General features: G+C 45.4%; 18 protein-coding genes. 6 read left to right on the top strand and 12 right to left on the bottom strand.

The features are described 5' to 3' along the window. Window positions 1–33: 33 nt before the first annotated feature. From P4D80_RS06870 to P4D80_RS06850, 5 genes are all read right to left on the bottom strand, one after another. Window positions 34–1,197 carry a glycosyltransferase family 4 protein gene (locus P4D80_RS06870; RefSeq protein ID WP_421658234.1) on the bottom strand — a complete coding sequence of 388 codons (1,164 nt, stop codon included), beginning with the start codon at window positions 1,195–1,197 and terminating at the stop codon, window positions 34–36. Between the two features lie 89 nt (window positions 1,198–1,286). After that, window positions 1,287–2,546 carry an acyltransferase family protein gene (locus tag P4D80_RS06865; protein ID WP_421658232.1) on the bottom strand — a complete coding sequence of 420 codons (1,260 nt, stop codon included), beginning with the start codon at window positions 2,544–2,546 and terminating at the stop codon, window positions 1,287–1,289. A gap of 34 nt (window positions 2,547–2,580) precedes the next feature. Next, window positions 2,581–3,408: a class I SAM-dependent methyltransferase gene (locus P4D80_RS06860; protein WP_421658231.1), complete on the bottom strand. Its 828-nt coding sequence runs from the start codon at window positions 3,406–3,408 to the stop codon at window positions 2,581–2,583. Window positions 3,409–3,423: 15 nt separating this feature from the next. After that, window positions 3,424–4,710 (bottom strand): glycosyltransferase family 4 protein, encoded by a 1,287-nt coding sequence (locus P4D80_RS06855; RefSeq protein WP_421658230.1) that lies wholly within the window; start codon window positions 4,708–4,710, stop codon window positions 3,424–3,426. A gap of 18 nt (window positions 4,711–4,728) precedes the next feature. After that, window positions 4,729–5,646 (bottom strand): class I SAM-dependent methyltransferase, encoded by a 918-nt coding sequence (locus P4D80_RS06850; protein WP_421658229.1) that lies wholly within the window; start codon window positions 5,644–5,646, stop codon window positions 4,729–4,731. 474 nt (window positions 5,647–6,120) lie between these two features. Here P4D80_RS06850 and P4D80_RS06845 point away from each other — a divergent pair, with 474 nt between their 5' ends. Genes P4D80_RS06845 through P4D80_RS06835 form a run of 3 tightly spaced genes read left to right on the top strand, consistent with a single transcriptional unit; the run spans window position 6,121 to window position 9,627 of the window. Further along, window positions 6,121–7,245, top strand: a complete 1,125-nt coding sequence (locus tag P4D80_RS06845) for a glycosyltransferase (protein WP_421658228.1) — start codon at window positions 6,121–6,123, stop codon at window positions 7,243–7,245. A 2-nt stretch (window positions 7,246–7,247) separates the two neighbouring features. Then, window positions 7,248–8,507, top strand: coding sequence for a glycosyltransferase family 4 protein (locus tag P4D80_RS06840; RefSeq protein ID WP_421658227.1), 1,260 nt, complete (start codon window positions 7,248–7,250; stop codon window positions 8,505–8,507). Then, window positions 8,500–9,627: a glycosyltransferase gene (locus P4D80_RS06835; protein ID WP_421658225.1), complete on the top strand. Its 1,128-nt coding sequence runs from the start codon at window positions 8,500–8,502 to the stop codon at window positions 9,625–9,627. Before P4D80_RS06840 ends, P4D80_RS06835 begins: the two co-directional genes overlap by 8 nt. A gap of 37 nt (window positions 9,628–9,664) precedes the next feature. Here P4D80_RS06835 and P4D80_RS06830 read toward each other — a convergent pair whose 3' ends face one another. The 4 genes from P4D80_RS06830 to P4D80_RS06815 all read right to left on the bottom strand — a co-directional run bounded on the left by P4D80_RS06830 (window position 9,665) and on the right by P4D80_RS06815 (window position 15,224). After that, a complete protein-coding gene (locus P4D80_RS06830) occupies window positions 9,665–10,972 on the bottom strand; it encodes an acyltransferase family protein (RefSeq protein ID WP_421658224.1) in 1,308 nt (435 codons plus the stop codon). Window positions 10,973–11,010: 38 nt separating this feature from the next. Further along, entirely contained in the window at window positions 11,011–12,066 is a 1,056-nt protein-coding gene (locus tag P4D80_RS06825) for a glycosyltransferase family 4 protein (protein ID WP_421658223.1), read from the bottom strand. Window positions 12,067–12,189: 123 nt separating this feature from the next. Next, window positions 12,190–13,287: a glycosyltransferase family 4 protein gene (locus P4D80_RS06820; RefSeq protein ID WP_421658222.1), complete on the bottom strand. Its 1,098-nt coding sequence runs from the start codon at window positions 13,285–13,287 to the stop codon at window positions 12,190–12,192. 122 nt (window positions 13,288–13,409) lie between these two features. Further along, window positions 13,410–15,224: an ABC transporter ATP-binding protein gene (locus P4D80_RS06815; RefSeq protein WP_421658221.1), complete on the bottom strand. Its 1,815-nt coding sequence runs from the start codon at window positions 15,222–15,224 to the stop codon at window positions 13,410–13,412. A gap of 1,034 nt (window positions 15,225–16,258) precedes the next feature. Between P4D80_RS06815 and P4D80_RS06810 the strand changes: the two genes are divergently transcribed. Continuing rightward, window positions 16,259–16,420, top strand: a complete 162-nt coding sequence (locus P4D80_RS06810; RefSeq protein WP_421658220.1) for a phage integrase N-terminal SAM-like domain-containing protein — start codon at window positions 16,259–16,261, stop codon at window positions 16,418–16,420. Window positions 16,421–16,614: 194 nt separating this feature from the next. On the opposite strand, the gene P4D80_RS06805 is transcribed toward P4D80_RS06810, so the two are convergent. Beyond that, window positions 16,615–18,663: an elongation factor G gene (locus tag P4D80_RS06805; RefSeq protein WP_421658219.1), complete on the bottom strand. Its 2,049-nt coding sequence runs from the start codon at window positions 18,661–18,663 to the stop codon at window positions 16,615–16,617. Between the two features lie 855 nt (window positions 18,664–19,518). Here P4D80_RS06805 and P4D80_RS06800 point away from each other — a divergent pair. Together P4D80_RS06800 and P4D80_RS06795 are read left to right on the top strand one after the other, a co-directional pair. After that, window positions 19,519–20,196 carry a PTPA-CTERM sorting domain-containing protein gene (locus tag P4D80_RS06800; protein WP_421658218.1) on the top strand — a complete coding sequence of 226 codons (678 nt, stop codon included), beginning with the start codon at window positions 19,519–19,521 and terminating at the stop codon, window positions 20,194–20,196. Between the two features lie 229 nt (window positions 20,197–20,425). Then, complete coding sequence (locus P4D80_RS06795; protein WP_421658217.1) at window positions 20,426–21,370, top strand: tetratricopeptide repeat protein; 945 nt, start codon at window positions 20,426–20,428, stop codon at window positions 21,368–21,370. 20 nt (window positions 21,371–21,390) lie between these two features. Here P4D80_RS06795 and P4D80_RS06790 read toward each other — a convergent pair whose 3' ends face one another. Both P4D80_RS06790 and P4D80_RS06785 read right to left on the bottom strand, forming a co-directional pair. Then, entirely contained in the window at window positions 21,391–21,756 is a 366-nt protein-coding gene (locus tag P4D80_RS06790; protein WP_421658216.1) for a hypothetical protein, read from the bottom strand. Between the two features lie 201 nt (window positions 21,757–21,957). Then, window positions 21,958–23,733: an ABC1 kinase family protein gene (locus P4D80_RS06785; protein ID WP_421658214.1), complete on the bottom strand. Its 1,776-nt coding sequence runs from the start codon at window positions 23,731–23,733 to the stop codon at window positions 21,958–21,960. Window positions 23,734–23,778 lie beyond the last annotated feature (45 nt).

Raw genomic sequence — 23,778 nt, 5'->3', positions numbered from 1 at the left:
TTTGACTGTTGGGCTTACACGTTATGTAAAGAATTAACAATTCATGGCGAACGATGTCACTTCGGCCAAAAACTTTGCTGCATCTTCAGGGGTATTTGACATCATCAATTGCTGCGATCGCTGCCCCATCGCTTCAATTAAATCTGGATTCTCAATGAATCGATGCATCAATTCCGCTAACTTTTGAGGTTCTTGAGGATCAAAGGAGTATCCGTTTTCCCCATCAAGCACCAGCTCTACAGCACCAGCCCACTTCGAACACAGCACCGGTTTACCTAAAATCATTGCTTCCAGCACAACCATCCCCCAGGTATCTTCCAGGGTCGGTAAGACGAACACATCCGCCATACGAAAATAGGCACTCAACTTGCCATATTCCACTCGACCCGCCCACTCAACCTGGTCTTCCAGATGATGTTGCTGAACAAAGTCTTGCAGGTTCTGTCGCTGTGAACCATCTCCCACGATTAGCAAAGAATAGTCATGAATTCCCCGGTTCTGCAGAATGACACAGGCTTCCAGCAGAAGTTGTAATCCTTTGCGAGGAATCACTCCTCCCACAAATAAAAATATGGGATGCTTTAGCGATGCGACTTTCACTTCGGTCGGTTCGTTGGAACCCGACAGTGCTACAGCAGCGGGCACTTCATAGGGTTGAGTAAAAATGCGATCTTCCGGGACTCCCAGGAACTCGATGAGGTAAGATTTCCCGGCATGACTGTTAGTGATGCATGCACTTGCAGCCTGAGTCATGATCCTTCTCAAGAAGAGCCGTACTGAAGAATTACGATAATCCACACTCGGCGAACTGCCTTCATACGCAATCACCACCTTCCAACGACCCAGTGGCTGCAAGAGCAAAGCAAGTACAGTCCACATTCCAAAGGAACTGGAGAAAACAACATGAGGCTTTAGCTCAAGCAAATACTTAACGATCTTGAGCGATAAATAAGAGAAGGTAGAGCCATAGCCAGTTGAGGCAGGAGTAATTGCAATATTTTTTCGCTCTCCAACTACTTGAATAGCAAATGTGTTTTCAAACCCTGGTGCAAATCCATGCCAGCGACCTGTATACACAACCGTATTCGGAAAAAGTTTCGTAAACTCGCTTAGAACCGGTTGCCAATAAAAAAAGGCGGATGGCAACAACCAGGCAATACGGAGGTTCTCACTGCATTTCACCTTAGGATACCTCATCAGACTAAATACGGTTAAGCTATCTGCAAGGAGATCGCCAGTCTCAAAGCAAAACGGTGACTAGCATCCATGACTTAAAGGAACCCTGCTCAAACTTTCAACCATTTTTCTACCGTTCTTTGAATGAGAATTTCCGGTAGCTTTGACTTATCAAAGCGCATCAACAACCAACTTAGGAACGTCGTCACAACAATAACAGCTCCTAAAACAACTAGCTCAAGCAGTAAGGCACTGAACCAGTGACTACCCACCCAGAAAGTTGGGCTTTTCTGCATCTCGGTTACTGGGAAAACCCGTAAAATCAGGAATTCATGAATTAGAAAGGGATAAAAAGAAAGAACTCCAAGTTGGCTAATTCTGGTAAACAAATGGTTGAAACCAAAGAATGATTGACGCTTAACCAGCCAGCCTAGATTAACTAGCAGTAAAGTCAGACCCAGCGCAATAATAAAATCAGAGGGGAGCCAGCCTATTAAACCAGTGCAGGGTAAAGTACTGCCAATGAACCAGATGACACAACCTGCCAGAAGACCTGAATAATTTAAAAGAGTTTTATTGAACCTTTCACGGTTAGAAAAGAACAAAACTGCTCCTATAACTCCTAGCGTAAATTCAGTTATTCGAGAGGGTAGTATTCCAAAAGGCATCTCCTTTTGAAATGGGAAAAAGGCACTATTGGGGATTCTATCTATTGGATGGATAGGAGCAGGACAAATCTGAGCAAAATTGATATAGCCAATTGGAAAACCATCAAGCCAGTAAAGCGAAATCGCACGATAAATAAATTCAATTAAGGCGACCCCTAATAAGACCAGCATGATGCGCTTAAGACTGCGATCGCGGCTAACTAGTCCATATAAAAGAGGAAAAATTAGGTATAAAGCAACTATCAGGGAAACAAACCATAAGGGACCGTTGTAGTTAAAAATTGTTACCCATGTCAGATTTCTTAAAAGAGTGATATCCAGTGCAGTCTGGGCAATAACTTTGGCAGAATCCTTTAAAAGATTAGATCCGTTGAGGGCAATCTGAAACAGTAAAACAGTACCCGTTGCTAAGCAGACTAGCCAATAGGTTGGCAAAATTCTTTGAGCACGCTTCACATACCATTTTCTCCAATTAATCTTGTCAGATTCAAGTTTCTCTTGCTGCCTTAAACAAGAGTAAGCGAGACCAAAGCCGCTTAAGACAAAAAATACATGAACCCCCTGCCAGCCAAAGACCAGTAACTTACTGTCAAAGTGATATAGAAAAATTCCTATAATGGCCAGGCCTTTACAGAAATCCGTTAGTTCAAGAATGTTTGGCTTGGTTTCGTGAGCTTTACTTATGGAAATAAGATTGACCATCTCAGATGTTTATGATTAAAAAACGTTGCTGTATTTATGGTTTGACCAATACCCCTACATACTTTGCCCCAGATTCGGTGGGAGTCTTTACAATCAAAGGGATTTGTCCAATGGAGTTGCAAAAATCTCGAAATCCAAAATCATCATCGACATCATCCGAGATAAAGAATCCACCTGAACGAAGGGCACCCCACAATTTTGGATAAGCCCACATTCTACCCTCATAAGATTTATCACTGTCGTAATGACACACATCAATGGTGGGTAGCACCTCTAAAGCTTTTGGAAGGGCTTCTCTATCTGAAAAGGGTAAAATTTTCCAGTACTGCGTTAGTTCAGATGGAACGACACAGCCCACATACTTCTCACTATCTTTAAAGATGTAAGGCAGATCGGTGCTAATCAGGAGAGAGCCCTCTCTTCCTTTCAAAGAGAGCAAGAAGGCAAGGGAGGACCAACCATAGGAGACCCCAGTCTCAATTACTCTCGTTGCCTGGCAGAATTCAGCTAGTTGGTAAGCCAGATCAAGATTCCCTCCTCCTCCCATTTGCACCGGACATGTTTTTATGATTTCATCTGCGGCCTTCAGGTATGTCTCAAACTTCTTATCAAAGGCATCAAATGTAGTCAGGCCAACTAACTTTTGAAGGGCCGTTTTAGTATCAACCGCATGCTGCTCACACCAGCTAGTTGCTTCCTGTTTTGCTTTGGCTCTGGCTTCTTGAGTATGGGTTGCCAAGGCAGGTGCTATCAATAAATAAATGTTTCTCTGAAGCCTACGAAACAGTTCAGGATAGAGTTTTGGATGGCTAAGAAACCATAGCAAACGCTGCATTCTCGGTAATGAAATAACTTTGGGCACTAAAACACCTCCAATTTAACAATCTGATAATACATACTGAGAAATGACATGAGCGTAGCGCTCAGCAGAATTTTGTTCTGCGAATGCTTTCATTTTTGTGCGATCGCCCAGCCTCTCTGGAGGTTCTAGCATAAAACGGGTTATGCCCTGAGCAATTTCATCGGGAACCGTTGAATCAACTGTAAGACCCAATTCATAACGTCGAACCAGTTCTCCCATAAGCCCGTAATCTGAGCTAAGAACAGGCTTTTGCGCGGCGGCGGCTAATAAAAGAATGCCACTCATCCCAACATGGCGTTGGTAAGTTGCTAGCACAACATCTGCCAGTTGAAAGTAGGCTGGAATATCCTGGTCAGGAACAAACTCACAAACATGAATCATCTGCACTGGCTGAGAGGTGCAAATTTTTTCAGTTTGGGCGTCGATCAATGCTTTCTCAGTGGCCCTTGTTTCACCCACTAACAGGAGGCAGAGTTTTTGGCTCACGGTAGGTGGAAGCATTGAAATGGCCGTTAGTAACTGCTGAATTCCCTTCCGTTGAGTCAATGCGCCAAAAAGAAGAAACACCTGGCGACCTGGCTGGATCTCTAACTTTTCCCTTAAGTGGCTTACCTGTGCTTCAGAACTGAAGTTGAGCTTGACGGGATCCGGTAGATAAGCGACCTTGACTTTAGGATGAAATTGATTAAGATATTCAACAGCGAATGGATCGAGGCAAAATAGAGTTTCTAAATGTGAATGGCGAAGAACCCGAAACAACATGAATCGCTCTCGCCACTGCTGTATTTGATCCTTCCAGGTCAATCTGTAATTGGTAAAAATGCTGTAATGAAAAGTGGGCCTGAAGTAGATGCCGGATAGAGAGCAGGGAGAAGGGAATCCTAAAACTAGAGGAAGTTGAAAGGTGTCGAAGTACATGATCAGACAGTGAGTTGCCTGAAGATACCTGGCGTAATGGCATAAAAGCTGCCATTCCTGAAAGGCTCTGGCGGTTCTATTAATACTGGACTTTCTGGAACTCAGCCTGGCCTCTTCCTCTGGGGTTATTGCTAAAAATCTAACAGTTCCTTTCTGATTATTGGTAGCTAAACTAACAACGTCAGAATGTTCTTCGATGAACTTGGGTAATACAACAATATCTAACCTATTGGAAAATTTCTGTTTGTACCAATACTGAATTAAGCACTGAATATAATTTGGATGGTGTCCTCTTATCGACAGGTCAAACAGCATGACTCTGCGATCGCTTTCACAATCCATATTTAGAGATGGAGCTCTGTCTTTAAGCTGAATCAATTTCACAAGTCTTTATCCTGATCACTATTTAATTCCAATAATGGTCATCCCACGAAATAGCATCGGCATATTAGCTATTTTTTTCCTCAAGTTAAACGGTAGCGAAGACAGAACTTGCTCCAACAAGCCGAATATTGGCACCGTAACAGGCGTTAAAGGAAATTCTATGTGGGTCAATTTATGACTTTTACACAAGCTAACTTTGGAAAAACCTACTTTGCAAAAAAACTGATATAGCTCAGTTACTGTGTACTCCTTCAGGTGAAATCCAGTGGCGACTTCATCAAAATATTTAGAAATATCATGAGGTCCAGACAAACGATTAGGCGTAATGCAAATATAGATTCCACCCGGAACCAAAGCTTTATAGATGTTGTGAAGCTGTTCGATGGCATCATCAGGATGCAAATGCTCCATTAGTTGGTGACTATAGGCAATATCAACGATATTTTCAGAAACAGGAATTCCACAACCGTCAGAGATCACTAACTCAAAATTTGGGGGAAAAGTTAGACCTTTTGTAATTTCATTAGAAACATCGACAGCATAAACTTTCTTAACTTGCTTGGCAACCTCAAAAGATAGACTACAATCTCCGGGGCCAATTTCCAAAAAGGTGGAATCAGGTTTCAGAAAACTCCCTAAGAGTTGCATCCGTTGACGGACGACCCAGGCAGAATCTTCAGGACTGAACTTACGGGTTAGCTGCGAGTGGTGAGGAACTCTTCTAAAAAGCTCGTCGTAGAGCGAGGTATATAAATGTCGTCTTTCAGCCCGAGTCGCGCTCTTGAGCTTAGTTGCCAGTTCCTTTTCAATTTCATAGTGTTCTCGAATCTGCTCAGCAGTTCTTACAGAGCCGTTTTCCTGGATTTGAATAGACATTTTTACTTCCAGTAGGACTTCAAGTAGTGCCCAAATCGTAATGATTTTGGAGTTGTTCATGATGGCGGCTAGCGCTGCTCACCATTAACCTGCCAGATTTACAGGACTTCAGATAGCGAGGGAACAATTACATAGATCAATATGAGAATCCTAAAGGAGTGGAGAGCTCCTTTCAGGCAACATTGCTCAACCCCTTGTGGTAAAAATCTGTACGTTATGCTTGAGATTAGTATGCTTGTGCACTAGATTAACTACGCGAACAGTTTTTTCCTCATCAGAATTGAAGCAATAACCGAAGATGTACTTATAGCGATCCAGCGATATCTTTACTGGCCCTTCAAAGAAATGTTCTATTTTCTATCAAGCCATAAAATTTCTGTAAAGTTACGCTCCAAGCTCTCCAGGAATGCAAAGCTGGTGACAGGTAATATTCTTTGATGGAATTGTCGTTTGTCGCTTTAGCTGCGTTGAAGGGTTACTCATACCAACCAAGCCGTTGATTGCTTAGGGTTTATTTACTGGGAGCTGTGTTCAATGCCTGAAAGCCTTCATCGCATTGCGCTTTTTCTGGGTTATTTGGGCGGAGGTGGTGCCGACCAGGTGATGCTGAACTTGGCCAGGGGGCTGGTTGATCGCAATTTTAAGGTCGATCTGGTGCTGGGGCACGCCTGGGGACCTCACCTCTGGAAAATTCCCCCTCAGGTCAGAGTGGTGGATCTGAAGGCTCCTCAAGTTATTCCCAGTGTTTTTGCTTTGGCGGATTACCTGCGGCGAGAACAGCCCACCGTATTGCTCTCAGCGCTTCATTACGCCAATGAAGTAGCAATCTGGGCAAAACGGCTTTCTGGAGCCTCTACTCCGATCATCGTAACCGAGCATAACACGCTGTCGCAGGCAATCAGCAACCAGAAGGGCATTCGGAAGCGGCTGATTCCATTTTTTGTCAAACTCTTTTACCCGTGGGCGGATAAGGTTATTACTGTTTCTCACGGGGCCGCTGCGGATCTAGCGGCGATCGGTGGCTTTCCTCAAGAGCGGGTTCAGGTTATCTACAATCCAGTTATCACCCCGGAACTCCTGGAAATATCCAGGGAGTCGGTAGAGCACCCCTGGTTCAAACCGGGCGAGCCCCCCGTAATCCTGGGAGTTGGAAAGCTGGAGGCCCAAAAGGACTTTCCAACCCTCATCCGGGCCTTTGCTCAAGTGCGGCAGGTGCGTCCCTGTAAGCTGGTTATTTTGGGCTGGGGGCCAGACCGCCCACAACTTGAAGCTCTGGTGAAGGAACTGGGGATTCAGGACGATGTGGATTTACCTGGTTACATTGAGAATCCCTATGCCTACATGAGGCGGGCAGCAGTTTTTGCGCTATCTTCAGCCTGGGAAGGGTTGCCCACGGTGCTCATTGAAGCAATGGCGGTCGGAGTTCCGACTGTTTCTACAAATTGTAAAAGTGGTCCAGCCGAGATTTTGGACAATGGCAAACACGGCGTTTTAACTCCTGTGGGAGACAGTGAAGGGCTTGCAGCAGCCATATTGCAAGTACTATCAGGTGAGTCGAAGCAGGTTGATCCAAAATGGCTTGAACAATTTACGTTAAAATTCGCGACTCAAAGATATCTCGACGTATTTGGGATCAGTATATTTGAAATCATCAGATAATCATGAGCACTGTTGCTAATACAGGAAATCAGAAGCGCTATCGCGTTTTGTATGTGGAAAAACCAGTTGGAGTGGGTGGGGCAGTTACAGGTCTCTACGAATTAGTTCGAGGACTTGATACCGACCGTTACGAGCCAGTGGTTCTGTTTTATGAACGCAGTCATCCCTATTGGGAACCCTTTGAGGAAATTGGAGCCAGGGTGGTTGCCCTGAATGAAGCCCCTGCCTCACCACTGTTATCTGAAACACAGGCATCCGGAGCCGATCAAAAACCAGAAATAACCTCCAATCCGTTCAGCAAATTGTTAGCTAAGGGACAACGGTTTACCAAGACAGCCAGTCAAATTGCCCGTGCTGTTCAACTCATTAAGCGAGAAAAGATTGATCTGGTTCATCAGAATGATAATCTGCCAAAAAACAGGGAGACTATCATAGCAGCCCGTTTAGCAGGCGTTCCCCAAATTTCTCACATTCGGACTTTAGCCAAACTATCTTCATTTGACCGACTTGTGGCGCGTTGTGTTGATAGGTTTGTTTATATGTCCAGGGCGATTGAGCAGCTGTACCTTGGTCATGGCATCCCGGCTGCCAAGGGACAGGTGATTTATGATGGCTTCAATGCAGAAGCATCCGAGAAAATTACCCCGGATCAAATTGCAAGCATTCGTGCTGAGTTTGGTTTAACAGAGCAGGACCAATTGATCAGCAATGTCGGGCGGTTGGACTCCTGGAAAGGCCAGGACTATTTTATTGAGGCGATCGCTCAGATTGTTCAACTCCAACCTAATGTAAAAGCCTTGTTAGTGGGCGAAGCTAGCCTTGATCGCCCCTGGAATCAAGAGTATTATCAGAAACTCCAGCGGTTAGTTGCTGATTTGCACCTGACTGACCGAGTCATTTTTACAGGGCTGCGGAAAGACGTACCACAGATTATGGCGGCCTCTGACATTGTGGTACACAGTTCTTCTGAGCCGGAGCCGTTTGGGCGGGTCATTGTCGAAGCAATGGTGGCGGGGCGACCTGTAGTTGCTACGGCTGCGGGGGGTGTTTTAGACATCATTGAAGATAATGTAACGGGTCTGCTCGTTCCCTTAAAGGACGCAGAGCGTATGGCAAAAGCGATTTACCAGCTTCTGTGTCAGCCAGAACGAGCAAGACAAATGGGGCAGGATGCTCGGCAGCGAGCGAAAGAGCGGTTCTCTGTAGAACAGCACTGTATGGTAATTCAACAGGTTTATCAGAGATTTTTAGGGCATGGCTAACAATCTTCCTCGCATTGCCATCTTCATGCGGTATCTCACGGTCAGTGGTGCCCACGGTGCTATGCTAAAACTGGCACAGGGCCTGGTGGAGCGGGGCTATCCTGTCGATTTAGTATTTAGTTGGAAAATTGACCACCATTTAGAGCTCGTGCCCGAAGGGGTACGGATCGTTGATCTGAAGTCGGCAGGTTTATTATCCAGCCTGTTTGATTTTGTCAAATACTTGCGCCAGGAGCGCCCGATCGCGACCATCTCCACCCTTTGTACGGCTGATATTATCAATCTTCTGGCAAAGCCACTGATGGGGAGAAAGCATCGAGCTATCATCTCGGTTCAAAACACCGTAACTCAAGAACTGAAAAGTGATCGCGTGAAAAGCCGCTGGATCATATTTCTATGTGCAAGGTATCTCTATTTCTGGGCCGATGGGCTCGTTGCCATTTCCCAGGGCGTCGCGAAGGACTTAGCGACCTTCGCTAAATTTCCCTTAGGACGAATCAAGATCATCTATAACCCGGCGGTGACAGCAGACATTTTTGCCAAAGCCAAAGACCCCATCGACCACCCATGGTTTGCCCCGGGTCAACCTCCCGTCGTCTTAGGGGTAGGACGATTGGAGAAGCAGAAAGATTTTCCAACCTTGCTTCGGGCTTTTGCTAAAGTTCGCCAGAGGCGGGAAGTGCGGTTGGTTATTCTGGGATGGGGCAGTGAACAGCCGCAGCTTGAGGCGTTAGTGCATGAGTTGGGTCTGGCTGAGGATGTAACATTTCCGGGAAGTGTCAGAAACCCCTATGCTTATATGGCTAGCAGCGCCGTCTTCGTTCTGTCTTCCATTTACGAAGGGCTTTCCAATGCTTTGATTGAAGCCCTCGCCCTAGGCGTTCCGATTGTTTCAACCGACTGCCCTCACGGCCCAGCAGAAGTTCTACACAATGGCGAATATGGTGAATTGGTACCTGTTGGAGATAGCGATCGCCTGGCTGAAGAAATCTTACGTGTATTGGATGGCAAACACAGGCAAGCTCCAGAATCTTGGTTTAAGCAATTTACCTTGGATGCGATCGTTCCTCAATATCTTGAGCTAGTTGAGAACAGGCAGAACAATAGCTCGCTAACTTAGCCGCTGATACAGTAACTCTATTTCTTCCGATCAAGGCTCATCTCCTGGTGGCCCAGCTTGGTGGAATCAGCTTAAAGAGACAAGCCATAAGCTTTTGAAACAAGATACTGATTAAGCAGATAAATCCGAAGTAAATAAAGAAGGTAATGGCAAGGTTGCCTCTAAACAGGATGAGATCAAACGTATACATGAACATTCCATGAAAAAGATAAAGTTCAAAAGAAATACCACCTATAAAGTCCAGAAATTGAGAGTAGAGATTCCATTTCGCTAGCAAAGAAATGGTGGCTACAATGCCTAATCCAGAAAACACGGCAAAAATACTATATAGAACATCTTTAGAGAATTCAGGTCTGAGAGGTAAACCAAAGTAACCGAAATAGAGTATGACAATTAAGAAAAGAAAGCAGGCTGTTTCAAAGTTAAACCAATTCATTTCTTCTCTAAGGAAGGAATCTAGAGAAATTATAGAAACAGCTCTTTTTGTAGACTGAAAGAGATAGAGAGTGATTATGAGAGAGGCAATTAGATAAATCGATAGGCTAAATAAAATATGCTCTTTATAAGCAAATGCGGCCAACGAAAAAAAAGACAAACCTACTACAAGAAAAATCATTGGTCTTCTGCGATTCAGCAGAAGACCAATTTGATAAGTTAGAGATTTGGCATGAAGGCCCAACCAGTAACCGACTGGAAAGCTAAAGATATTAACATACCAATTTCTGTCTGGAACTTGAGGATTGGCAATTAGAAGTAGGGAGACAAAAAATAGAGCAACAATTTTAATAGATTGTGAAAAGCTCAGTTTATATATGAGATACAGGATGCAGTACCAGAAAAGTATAAATTGTATGAACCACATCGTTCTGTCTACATTCGTTATGCCAAGCAAGCTAGCAACGTCAATAAGCTTTGGCTGCTGCTGCAAGAGCGAGTAGCGTAAACCTAGTTCCAGAAGTGTAGCTAGAACATACGGCAAATAAACTCTAATAAATCTTTTGTAAAAAAACTGGTTAACTCCATTCCTTTCTAAAGAGATTGCTAAACCAAATCCAGAAAGAATGAGGAAGACACTGACACCAACAAATCCAATTCGACATAAGGGTAGTAGAGGTGTTGGATCGTTTAGAACAAAAACGCAAATATGATGAATAATGACAATAATGATTGCCAAACCTTTTGCCTGATTGGTTTGTTGAATCGATAGTGGTTTTTCAGCAGAAGATTTTCTGAGAGTTGATAAAAGCAGAATACTAAAAACAGCTATTAGAGATAGGTGTAGGAAGATGGGATTTTCAAGTAAAATTTTTTCTTCAAGAATATAATTTCTGAATACATCATTCATGTTTTTACTGTAATAATCTAGAAATAAATTAGTCAGAATTAACTTGACTTAACACAAGTATGAATCATCTCGACATAAGATGGACGAAGCTTCTCCCAACTGAAGCGCTCATAGGCACTAAGATGACGAACAATACGCTTAGAAGCATCTTCCTTGTTCTCTTGAAGAACTTCGGTAATTAATGTCGCTAACGTTCCTGATTGGGTAAAATCGGCAAAATAGCCCTCTTCCCCTAGAATGAAACGAGGAACGTCGTAATCATGAGCCAGACAAGGTAAACCACAGGCCATTGCTTCAATTAGAACTCTTGGCAAGCCTTCTGATAAAGAAGCCAAAACAAAACAATCTGCAATTTTGTAATAATTTGCTACTTCTCGATAAGGTACAGTTCTAGCCTCAAAACCAGTTCGCCCTAAAAATTTGTTTCCAAGTTCAATCACCTCTCGTGATTCTGAATCTTGCTGGCCTACCAGTAAAAGGTAGGGTCTCGGTTCTGGTAAGCTAGCCACCTCTTTAATTAAATAATCTGCACGTTTGTGATATTTGTTAATTGCAGCAACTGATAGAACCAATGGGAAGGTTTCGGGTAGTCCAAGCTTCTTTCTGAGTAATTCTTTTTCAGATGGCGTCAATGGCTGAAAGTCAGGAGAAATATTGAGTCCATAGGGAATAAGGCTTTGACTAATAGGAGAGCAGCCCTTGTCTAAAGCCTTCTGCAAGTAAATTGGGGCTAAATGTTGTATATGATCGCAGCGGGGCGCGTAGGGTGACATTGGCGCACCATCGCAGAATAAAAGCTTATAGCGCTGCTTAGTTAGCGTTCGCCAAATGCTCAGCAAATCTCCTAGGCTCTGATCACTGAAGTAAATAACGTCTGGTTTTTCCCGCTGAATATGAGGCAGAAGGCTAAGAACGAATGAAGCCTGTTCAATGTAGTAAGCGTCGTAACCCCGATGCCCTCTGGTAATCATTCCGACTTTTTGCGTTAAGTGACTCAACTGCTTTGCGATTTGCCCTTCCTTTGGCAAAATCTTTAAGACAACTTCTCTTTCGGCAGGTTCTCCTCCCCCTTTAAAGAGCGTAATGTCGATCAAGGGTTCGTTGACGAGTGCATCAAAACACTCTCGCGTGAAAGATTCGTACCCTCTTTGTATTCGCCCCAGCCCTGGGCAGATAAGGAAAACTTTAGTCATAAAATAGCCTTATATTGATGAAAGTTAGAGTAGGGATGAGTAAACTTGAGCAGTTTTCTCAGCACAAAGCTTCCAGGAAAAGTGGTTCACTCTTTCCAGACCAAGACTAATCAGTTTCCTCGATCTTTCCAAGGAGTATAAAACAGCCTCTAAAGCCTCAGCAATGCTATCGAGATCATAGGGATCAAAGTACTCGGCTGCATTACCAGCTACTTCAGGCATAGAGCTTGTGTTGCTACAGGCAACCGGACAACCAAGGGACATTGCTTCTAAGGGGGGAATTCCAAATCCCTCATAAAGTGATGGATAGACAAAAATGGATGCTCCGCGGTAGTACTTTGCTAAGACTGAATCATTGCCAGAAGTATGGATTACCCATCCTTCTGGAATTTCGAGTGCAGCGAAAGTTTCCAGCTCTTGGGCAGAAAAGGGCTTTCCTCCAAAACAAACTAACTTAAAATGCTGACTGAGTTTAGGAGAACTTGCGTAGGCTTGTAGAAGTCTGTGAAAGTTTTTGTAATTTGGGCGATCGCCCACATAGAGAATATAAGGTTCAGGAACTACTTTCTCAGATTCCTCCTCATAAACCGGATTAAAAGAAGGCGCAAGATGTACCACTGAAACTTTGTGAGGATCAATGTTCACAAGCTCAAGCAAGTCTTTTTTTGTATTTTCTGAAATACAGATGACATGGTCTGCTCGCTTAACTGTTTCGGCTCTTTCTTGGGGAGTTTTATATTCTGGAAAAAATTCAGGAAACTTTTCCTGGAGCATATCATAGACTGTAACAACAACCTTGCTCTTTTTAGGAGCTACCTGTTTGAGATTAAAGAAAGTTTCATGAACGATATCGGGTGGGTTGGAGTATAGCCAGGCCTTAGAGGTATAGATATTAAAAGTTCTAATAATTGTTCCAGTTTTCCTGATTTTTGGAACTGGAAAACCAATAACTAATCCAGGCTTAGACTTTTTAAGATACTCATTGACATAAGCCATTGCCAGAACTTTAACATCATAATCTTCCTTTTCTGAAAGCCGATTTGCCAGTTCATAGATATATCGTGAAATGCCACCATACCGCTGCCAGCAAAATACTTGATAATCATAAACAATCTTAGGCATTTCCTATCCTAATATCCTAATTGGTTGTAGAGTGGGTCCAAGATAATGGAGAGAAATTATCCAAAGTAATCGGCCTTCTCAAAGCAATCCCTTTGCGAAAGCGCCTTCATGGTGGCGACGGACTAGCGGTTATTTGGGGCCACCGGGACAACTTCCTTGTAGCTACCGGATCTCACAATGCGTCCTTTATCTACAACATAAATGCAGTCGCATTTCTCGATGGTTGTCAGACGATGAGCAATAATGATCAACGTCTGACGACCACTGAGAGATTGAATCGCCTCACTGACAAGGCTTTCCGTCTCATTGTCAAGGGCAGCGGTTGCTTCATCTAGAACTAAAATTTCCCTACCGTGATAGAGGACTCTGGCAATCCCAATCCGCTGTCTTTGGCCGCCAGAGAGACGTACTCCTCGTTCACCAATAGAAGTTTTGATTCCATCTGGAAGAGACTTAACGAGTTCGGTTAACTGGGCTGCCTGAATGGCCTCTTCCATTTTTTTTGAGTCAATCAGCTCATCTGGAACTCCAAAGGCAATGTTCCTCTCTATGGTGTCTTCGGCCAGGAAGATGGATTGAGGAATGTAACCCAGCAGATTTTGCCAGGCCCGCAAATTACTGTAAATGGAAGCCCCATCAACTAAGATATCTCCACTTTCTGGTTTTAATAAACCCAAAATGACATCTACTAGAGTCGTCTTACCTGCTCCAGACTTTCCGATTAATCCAATTGACTGACCTTTCTTGATCTTTAAAGAAATACTCCGAAGCGCAGGTTCAGGCGTATCTGGGTAACGATATGACAAGTTCTGGATCGTAATGTCCTTAGTAAAAGACACTACTTGGTCGTCACAATATTGCTTAAGCTGACGTGGTCTATCTACACCTGCTTCAACCACAGAAAGTAGATGCTTTTCAGCCCTTTGCTCCTCAAGTTCCTTCAAGTCAAAGTAAAGTTTGTCAACGGTGTAGCTAGAGTATCGAAGAACTCCAAATATAGACGTGAAATAATTGATCGATGGCATCAAGCGAATTGATGCCATCGCAAATATACCCAGAACAGAAATAAAGTTCTGGCTTGATTGACTGAAGAGGAAAATGGAGGTTAGGACAACCAGAAACGTAATCACAAGAACCTCGATCATAATTCGAGGTAGGAGCTTAAAGGTAGAAAACTGATACGAAGCATTAGCTTGCCGCTCAACCTGTTGCTCCATTTGCTGTTCAAAGAAAGCTTCGCAGCCAATTACTCTTGTTTCCTTAATACCGCCCAAGCTGTGATTAACCACACGAACCATTTCAGCACTTGCTTTAGAACCCTCCCTACCCCAATACTCAATTTTCTGCCTGAAATGATAGTAGGGAAAAAATGCAAGTAGGGGAATAACTAGAACAGCTAGAGTCGCTAGGGCATTCGTTTTCGCTAGCAGTAGAAATATAATTAAAATAACAATTGCATTAGAAATAGAATTGAGAAGAGGAATTGCTACAGCCTGACAAAAGTTGGAGGTTTCTTCAAGTATATTTTGAATTAAACCAGGACTACTCCTACTCAAATGAAATGTGTAAGGAACTGTCAGGTAAGAGCGCAGCAGCCTCAATCGCAAACTCGCTTGTAAACTATAGCTGAACTTATAAATATATTTTTGAACCCAAAAAAATGAAAATGATTTGAGATAAAAGACGCCTAATATACATAAACCTAACAGAGATATAAAAATAGCTTCTGAAGATAAGCCTGATTGAATGTAAGCCCAATTTAGTAAAGTATTTTGACGAATTGTTTGTGGTTCATTTGCCAGCGCTATAAATGGTCCAATCAATCCAATTCCAACTGCATCTAAAATTCCAGTTGTTAGAAATAGACAAAGAAGAAAGAGTAATCTACTTTTTCTTTCCGCGGTGATGTACAAAAACTTAGAAAGATACTTCAACATGCTGAAATTACTACTCAATTAGGGATAGATCTTAACCTTCAGATTCTTTCAAGGCCGCTTCTCAACGAGAGGCTAATACTTCTCAGAAAGAATACGGTAGAAACAGCTATTAAACTTGCCTGGAGCCAATGCTACAGTTTGATTCCGCAGATTTAAGTCTGTTCGACGCCTACTAAAGGCCAGAATAAATCTCTTAGGGTATTCCAGGTAGCTCTTACCCTATTCTGAAAAATTTCTGGTTTCAACCTGTACATAAGCAGAAATGAGCGGACGTGGGGAATAGCCCAATTATTCTCAAGTTAAGAGAATAGCTTTGATACTTCGATCCCTCTGTGTTCAAGCGTCCACTTTACTAAAAATTTATAAGCTTTCGTCAACACCAGGAACGGACTTAAAGAGCTGATGAAGACGTTAGCGTAACTCTATGCTCTGGCGAAGGTACTTGCTGAACTCTAAGTAGTATCCCTTAGATCAGGTTGAAAATGTAACAAGTGTTGTTGACTGACAAATTACCCCTTTTCGGGGATGCTTTTTGAATCCACAAAGATAATCCTCTTAAACGTATAGAGGATAGCCCTGTAAGCAATAGAGGCAATCTAATGGTTGGTCTAGTTGAAATCCTCTAGCAGGGGTAAAGATTGTATAAAGCTTCAATAAACACCTAGGATTTGTACTTCGTAAAAGTATATTCTTCTACGTAACCTGAAAAAACAGTTAATCGATTATTTTTACGTGTGGAGGCTTATAAGAGATTGTCAATGTGCAACTTATTTTTCTGTCACAGTACCAAAGCGGTTCGGTATGGATTCACTGTTACCCCAAGGTCCATTTCGGCTGATCTAGGCCCAGCTTTATAGCTCTACTCAGGTGCGTTAGGACATTGGAATTAGAGAGGGAGTGGGGGCGAAGCCCCCAGCCAGGGGTGGAACCCCTGCACCCCGTCCTAACCATAATGACTACTGCTATAATACGCCGCTTAAACTGATTCGCGAGAATCTTTCCGCATATTTTCAGAGTCCTTATGAGGAGATCGTATGTACTATAAATACACAGTATATTTACCTGTTTCCTGTGCAACCACCGCCTTAAAATTGCTGGATCAGCTGCGGGATGAGATTCGTCTCAGGCACTATGCCTACCGCACGGAAGAAACCTACGTACAATGGATTCGTCCTTACATTTTGTGGCTTTGCTGAAAAGTAGTATGAATCGAAACGAAGTTTCGATTCATACTACTTTTCAGCAAAGCCGACTATCGCTATATCATCATGTCTAGCAAACCCAGCTTGAGAGGAGAAAGGAGAGAGAAGTGAAGGTCATCTAACCCCTCTCCCCTTTCTTCTCCCCTAGCTCCGCAATTTATGGATATTGCTGTACGTGTCTGGGATGGCTACTTATGATTTCCATTCCCATTTCCACCATTGGTGGCGAGAACCCGTTCAGCCAGTTTTTCTGGAACTTCCTGGAGATGGTCGTATTCCCAGTGGAAGAAACCAACACCCATCGTCTGAGAACGTAACTCTACAATCAGGTCATGCATTTCTGCCTGGGGAATTTGGGCTACTACCTGGTCCCAACCAGACCAATCAGGTTTGGCATCATAACCGAGAATCTGCCCCCGCCGACCGCTGACTAATCGCAGTACCTTCGAGGTGAAATCCGATGGCACTGAAACCGTGACGTTCAGGATTGGCTCTAGCAAAATGGGCTGGCATTTCACCAGTCCTTCTTGCATGGCAATCCGGGCGGCCTGCTTGAATGCCTGCTCTGAGCTATCGACCGAATGATAGGAGCCATTCGTCAGGGTGACATCCACATCCACAACTGGAAAGCCCAGAGGACCGTGAACCAGGTATTCTCGCACTCCATTTTCCACGGCTGGAATGTACTGGCGGGGCACAACTCCTCCAACAATGGTTTCGTGGAAGCTGAAGCCTTCGCCACGGGGGAGGGGTTTGATGTCCAGGTAAACATCACCAAACTGCCCGTGTCCTCCAGTTTGCCGCTTATAGCGCCCGTGGATTGAAGAAGCGGGTTTGCGAATGGTTTCCTTGTAAGGAATTTGAGGCAGATGGGTGGTCATGGGCAGGTTGTACTTACGCCGCAGGCGATCAAGCGCAACCTGGAGATGGATATCTCCCTGCCCCCAGAGGATCACTTCGTGGGTGTCTCCATGTTGTTCCCAGGCCAAGGAGGGGTCTTCTTCTAACAACTTCGCCATCGCACTGCTAAGTTTGACTTCGTCACTGCGGGCTTCGGCGGCGATCGCCAATGCAAATACCGGCGCTAAATGTTCTGCTTTTGGCAACTCACTTATGGAAGAAGGATCGGTTGTCAGCGTATCGCCTGTCTTAATCCCTTCCATGCGACCCAATGCCACAATCTCTCCAGCTTCAGCACTGTTCAGGCTCTGTTGTTGAGAACCCATGAGGCGGTAAATACCACCCACACGGACTCCATTCAGCGTCATACCATCTGTGAGTTTACCCCGCCAGATGCGTACCAGAGAGAGCTTCCCGCCCTGGGGGGTATAGTAAGTTTTCAAAACCTGAGCCAGAGGAGCGCTGCCACTCAGGGTGACGCCTCGATTTTCAGCCGTCACTTCAGGTTCAGGAGCTTCCCGCAGGAGGGCTTCCAGCAACGGTCGTACCCCATAGTCCTGGTCAGTCACACCAATGAAGACGGGCACAATCTGGTCGGCCCCCAGTTCCATTTTCAAATCCTGGAAAATCTCTTCCTGGGGGGGGGCAATGTCTTCTAAAAGCTCCTCCAGCAGGTGGTCATCAAATTCCGCCAGGGTTTCTAGCATTTCATTGCGGGCGGCTTTTTCTCGCTCTCGCAGCGATTCTGGTAGAGGCACGGGGTCAGCGGGGGCACCGGGATGGTAGTGATAGGCTTGCTCTGTAACCAGATCAATGAAGCCAACTAGCTTTTCACCCTGCCCGATGGGATACTGATGCGCCACCAGGGGACGACTAGAAACAGATTTCAGCGCTTTCAAAACATCCATAAAGTCTACATCTGCCCGGTCCATTTTATTGATGAAGACCAGATGGGGAATTTGCCAGTCATCCAAAAACTTGAAGACAGGAGACAGGGTAAGGACGCGATCGGCTACAGGTTCACAGACAATCACAACCGCATCCACACCAATGAGGGCGTTATAGGTTTCCTGGATAAATTCAATCGAACCAGGACAGTCTAAAAATGTAAAACGAACGCCGCCATACTCGGTGCTGGCGGCGTTGATTTCCACAGTCATTTGGCGATCGCGGGCTTCCTGGGCACTATCACCAACCGTATTTTTGTCCTGCACTCTGCCTTTTCGGGTGATGGCTCCAGTAACCGACAGGATGCTTTCCAGGAGCGTAGTTTTTCCACTCAAGTAGGGACCCACGATCGCCACGTTTCGGGAGCCCGATAACACTTTTTCACTCATATGTTCCTCGCCAGCAAATTAGCTAAACGACAATTGCCTGGCTGAACCTGTTTTCACAGTTATCTGCCGACCCATTTTCCAGCCAGTCATTTGGTATCCCAGATAACTGGGATCAGTAGATTTGATTGTCGAGCTGTCCAATTCGCTGCCCTCAAAAACTCCCGTTTGTCTTAAGGAAGAGTTAAACATTAATTAAGCTGCGTCACCATTTATTTCAAACCAGAACGGAAACGATACGGAGCGATCGCCCATGTCACTTCGTAGGAAGAAGAAAGAAGGAAGAGGGAAGAAAGGAGTCAGGAGCCAGAAGCCAGAATGGGGAAGTGTGAGGGAGTACACCCCTCCACCCTCTTACCTGTTACCGGCGTTGCTGAATTTGGGTATGAAATAGGTGCTGTATGCTCGAAGCTTCGTTTCGATTCATACTGCTTTTCAGCAACGCCCCTGTTGCCCGTCGTCTGTTGCTTTCAAAGTTTCTGTAAGTGCTTTCAAAGTTTCTGTAAGGTTCCCCAGGATTTTCTTCAAGTTTTGCGGAAGACGCGTAAATTCTGGCCCCTCTCCTGACAGTTACCTAGAGCGAGATGCAAATCCTTCCTTCACCTGCCCCCTACCATTCACTGCTTAAACCCAGGCAGGTGGGTCCTTCCAGCTTGCTGAGTAGCTTACGTTACTCTTTCATCTCAAACAAAACCTATGGAATATCGATTTTGTTTTGGTCATAGGCTCGCTTATCACCAAACTTCCAGGAGATCCGGTAGGGGAGTCAGATGAGCTATCTCTTCCCTGTTTTGGAGCATCTACAGCACTCAAAAGGGGCATCATACCAGTCCAGTCGCTCGACCAAAGGAGATTGTCATGAACCAGAAAACCAGGTACGACTTGAGCATTTGCACTGTATTAGTAGCATGCACGACTGTAGGCAGTTTTACCGTATTTACCCCGATCGCCCAGGCCGTAAACTTAACCGCTGGAAGCAGTGTTCCCCTGAGCGGAACGACCTTTGCAGCCAGACCTGAACTGGGTGGAATCGTGATCGAAGATGTGCTGCGAAGCATCGGAACAGGGCTCACACTCCAGGACCGAATCGTCCGATCCAACATCGACGGTACCCTCGACTTCTACTGGCGGTTGAGGAATGATAGCAATGCCGCTATTACCATTGGAGATCCATCTGATCATATTTCTGCCCGTCGAGCCTCCTTTGCCGGATTCTCAACGGATGTAGACTTTAGAATCGACGGTCTGGGTATCATTCCGCCCTTAACCGCGAATCGTTCTGCCGATGGCAGCACCGTCGAGTTTCTTTTCAGCCCCTTCACCCTGGCGGCGGGAGAAAGCACACGCTTTTTCTTTGTTAAAACAAATGCCACCACCTACAATGCCAGTGGAATTGGCTCCTTTGGCCCCTCCGACGATTTTCCCACCTTTCAGCCTGCCGCAGTTCCCACCCCTGCTCTGTTGCCAGGAATTATTGGATTAGGCATCGGCATCTGGCGAAAGCGTAAGAGTGAGGGAGTGGGAAATAGGGAGTAGATGGGGTGAGGGGGTGAGGTCAAAACTCAGCCTCGCCCCGTCTCCCTGCATCAGATATAGCTATAGCCACTAGGCTCGGGAAGGGTGTAGGGGTTCCACCCTACACCCCTTCCTGAGCAACCTGGCGACAGCTATAAATTAATTAACTGATCTACTGTGTTTGGTTTGAGAATGATTCCGCTAGAATAGCGGGGAATTTTTCTAACCTGGATTCAGTACTCAATAGCAAATGCACACGCAACACGGTCGATCGCACCCCAAAGTTTTACCGCTCCCTTTGCTAAAGCAGGGAATTGGTATTCTGCTGCTGAGCGGTAGCTTGCTAGCAGTCCCCGTGGCCAGTTTCGCAGGTCTGGCGAATCCGGTTCAGATTGCACAGGCTAATAAATCCGCCGAAGCGGCTATTAGCCAGGGGTTGCAATACATTCAACAGGGCAACCTCGATCTTGCGATCGCATCCTTTCAACAAGCGACCCAAATTGCCCCCCGCATGGCAGCGGCTCACTACAATTTGGGATTGGCTCTGCGCCAGAAGGGTAGACTCCAGGAATCCGCCAATTCTTTCTATCAGGCAACCCAGGCAGATCCTAAATTTGCTCTGGCCTACGCCAACCTGGGTGCAGCCCTGCTAGAAGGCAATAACCTGAATCAGGCAAAAGATTATTTGCAACGGGCAATTCAGCTCGACCCCAAAATGGGCTTAGCCCACTATAATCTGGGGCTGGTCTATGAAAACCAACGTGCCTATGACCAGGCGATTGCATCCTTTAAGAAAGCGATGCAGCTAACCCCCACCGCCCCTGAACCCGCCTATCACATTGGGATGGTGTATTTGCAGCAGGGCAAAACCAGGGAAGCAAAGGCAGCCTTTGAGCAGGCTATCAAAATCACCCCAAATTATCCGGAAGCTCATTACAATATTGGCTCAATCCAGTTTCGTGAGGGAGATTTAGAAGGAGCATTAAAGTCATTCCGGCGTTCAGCCGAAGCGAACTCCAACTATGCCAATTCCTACTACGCCGCCGGGCTGGTGTTTATGCGTCAGGGAAAGTTCAAGGATGCCCAGCAAGTTTTGAAATATGCCAGAGATTTGTATACCAGGCAAGGCAATTCTCAATGGGCGCAGAAAGCTGATCAACAGTTGAAGAAAGCACAGGCAGGCCGAAGCCAGTAAACTGATTAACCCCAGGATGATTAACCCCAGGGGTCTAGATCTAGAGCTTTGGAACCGCCCCGCTCTAGCTGAACCAGAATCTTACCTAATTGCAACCAGACTAACCATCCAATAAAGAGGGTGAGTGGAATTGAAATGGCATAAGCCAGCTTAGTCGGAAACCCAAAGATCTCCACACCAGATGACAGAAAAAGGCAGACTCCAGCGGCAATTCCCAGAAACGGTACCAGAAGCTGCATTCCCCGTAAATTTGCCAGCGATCGCGTCGAACGGTTTTTCTGCCAGTCCCTAACAGACTGTTTCAACACCGCATCAAACGCCGCTCCAGAAGTGAGGCTAACCAGCAAACCCGCAACTAGCAAAAAATAAGGAGGATCGTTATACACCAGAAAGTCCTCAATGGAAGATGATGGGGGAGAGGAAGGAGGAAGGAAGAAGAAAGAAAGAAGAAAAAAGAATCCAGGATTCAGAAGTCAGGAGTTAGGTAATGCTTAACTCCTTTCGCCTTGACTCAAAATTCAAAACTTTCTCACTCCTTGCTTCACTAACCACTAACAACTGAAACAATTAATAACTGACAACTTCCCTCAAACACCCTTGTTAATAAATGCTAAGGCGGAAGGGATCAAAGTGGAAGATCGGGAGCTGGATATTCCGGCTAATGCGCCGATCGCAGCGTTAAATAACCGCGCGGGTTGCAAATCGTCTTTAATCAGATCCCATAGACGCTGAACTTCGGCGGTATGGAGGCGATCGTCCTCTGTTAGCGCAATCAGCAGTTGCCGTCTCAGATACTTTCCTTCATCGGAAAGGAGATACTGAAGACCCAGTTGGGCGGTGGGTAACAAATCAAACCGATCATCGGTGCGGGCGATCGCAATCAAGTTCTCCAATCGCTGCCACTGGAACTTACCATCCTTGAACAGGACTTCAATTAAACGACGTCTAAGCTGAGGTGACTCTCCCTTCAGGAGGCGCTTGGCGACGTAGGGATAGGCAACATCTACAATTTTGAACTCTGGATTCAAAGTAAGAGCCAAACCTTCCTGGGTCACCAACGAGCGAATGATCAGGGCAAACTTGGCAGGCAGACGGAATGGATACTCATACATCAACTCTGAGAATCGATCAGTGATCGTCTTGAAGTTGAAATCCCGAACATTTCTGCCCATCACATTGCCAAGCACCTCTTCCAGGGCAGGAATAATCGGGCAAATATCGGTATCTGGGGTCAAAAACCCTAATTTAACAAAGTCCTGGGCCAATTCTTTATAGTCTTTGTTTATCAGGTGGACAACCGCATCCACCAGCGTTTCCTTTGCCGATTCTTCCAACTGGTCCATCATGCCAAAGTCGATGTAGGCCATTTGGGCGGACATCTGATTGGCAGAGCCCCGGCTCCCATCAACATTGCAGTGGGGGGCCATGGCAAACAGGTTACCGGGATGGGGATCGGCGTGGAAAAAACCAAACTCTAAAAGCTGCCTCAGCCCGGAAGTGACCCCAATTTCAATCAGAGCATTACTATCTAAACCCGCTTCCCGAATTCGCTCTACATCCGTTAACTTGAAGCCGTGAATCCATTCCAGAGTCAGCACTCGCTGGCTACTGTACCGCCAATAAATAGCTGGTACCTTAACCGTTGGGTCATTGCGAAAATTGGTGGCAAATTTCTCCGCATTCCTGGCTTCGTTAAGGTAGTCAATTTCCTCAAATAGCTTGGTGCCAAACTCGTCTACCACCAACGTCAAATCGTGTCCCAGATTCAAAGGTAACCAGGGAGCCATCCAGCTTGCTGCCCAACGCAGCAGGTAAAGATCCAGCGTCAGTAAGGGCAGAAGGTTAGGGCGCTGAACCTTGACGGCTACTTCTTCCCCACTGTAAAGGCGGGCACGATAAACCTGTCCCAGACTCGCTGCCGCTACTGGCTCAGGTGAAATCTGGCTATAAACTTCGTCTACGGAGCGATCGAGTTCTCGCTCAATAATGCTGAAAGCAATCTCTGTTGGAAATGGGGGAAGCTGATCTTGCAGCTTTACTAGCTCATCCAAAAAGTCTTTTCGTATCAGATCTGGCCGAGTTGAGAGTGCCTGCCCCACTTTGATAAAAGTCGGACCCAGGCGAGTAAGGGTTTCACGTAGTTGCGCTGCTCGCCTTAAACGATTCTGCTCTTCCCGATTCTGCCAGGTGTCTAGCTTAAGCCCAATGAAAAAACCAGCAAAGGAAAGAACAATTTGAAGCGATCGCCAAAGGGCTTTCCAGGGACGGTAACGGTAGTACCGGGAAATAGCGCTTGCGTCATAGCGCCTTAACTGATTGAGGGGATGCTGACCCACGCTGACCTGAACCTCGCTAACATTCACGTTTTAGTGAGTGAGGGCAGCGCTGTGGTTCCGAGAACAAGGGGT

The organism is Leptothermofonsia sp. ETS-13 (genome assembly GCF_049200465.1).
GTDB lineage: Bacteria > Cyanobacteriota > Cyanobacteriia > Leptolyngbyales > Leptolyngbyaceae > Leptothermofonsia.
The sequence above is the reverse complement of the archived record's forward strand: the minus strand, read 5'-3'. Positions and strand labels throughout refer to the sequence as shown.

Coding starts and splice junctions, on each gene's coding strand:
- P4D80_RS06870 (WP_421658234.1), bottom strand. CDS start 1,197: ATGAGGTATCCTAAGGTGAAATGCAGTGAGAACCTCCGTATTGCCTGG.
- P4D80_RS06865 (WP_421658232.1), bottom strand. CDS start 2,546: ATGGTCAATCTTATTTCCATAAGTAAAGCTCACGAAACCAAGCCAAAC.
- P4D80_RS06850 (WP_421658229.1), bottom strand. CDS start 5,646: ATGAACAACTCCAAAATCATTACGATTTGGGCACTACTTGAAGTCCTA.
- P4D80_RS06845 (WP_421658228.1), top strand. CDS start 6,121: ATGCCTGAAAGCCTTCATCGCATTGCGCTTTTTCTGGGTTATTTGGGC.
- P4D80_RS06840 (WP_421658227.1), top strand. CDS start 7,248: ATGAGCACTGTTGCTAATACAGGAAATCAGAAGCGCTATCGCGTTTTG.
- P4D80_RS06835 (WP_421658225.1), top strand. CDS start 8,500: ATGGCTAACAATCTTCCTCGCATTGCCATCTTCATGCGGTATCTCACG.
- P4D80_RS06830 (WP_421658224.1), bottom strand. CDS start 10,972: ATGAATGATGTATTCAGAAATTATATTCTTGAAGAAAAAATTTTACTT.
- P4D80_RS06820 (WP_421658222.1), bottom strand. CDS start 13,287: ATGCCTAAGATTGTTTATGATTATCAAGTATTTTGCTGGCAGCGGTAT.
- P4D80_RS06815 (WP_421658221.1), bottom strand. CDS start 15,224: ATGTTGAAGTATCTTTCTAAGTTTTTGTACATCACCGCGGAAAGAAAA.
- P4D80_RS06810 (WP_421658220.1), top strand. CDS start 16,259: ATGTACTATAAATACACAGTATATTTACCTGTTTCCTGTGCAACCACC.
- P4D80_RS06805 (WP_421658219.1), bottom strand. CDS start 18,663: ATGAGTGAAAAAGTGTTATCGGGCTCCCGAAACGTGGCGATCGTGGGT.
- P4D80_RS06800 (WP_421658218.1), top strand. CDS start 19,519: ATGAACCAGAAAACCAGGTACGACTTGAGCATTTGCACTGTATTAGTA.
- P4D80_RS06795 (WP_421658217.1), top strand. CDS start 20,426: ATGCACACGCAACACGGTCGATCGCACCCCAAAGTTTTACCGCTCCCT.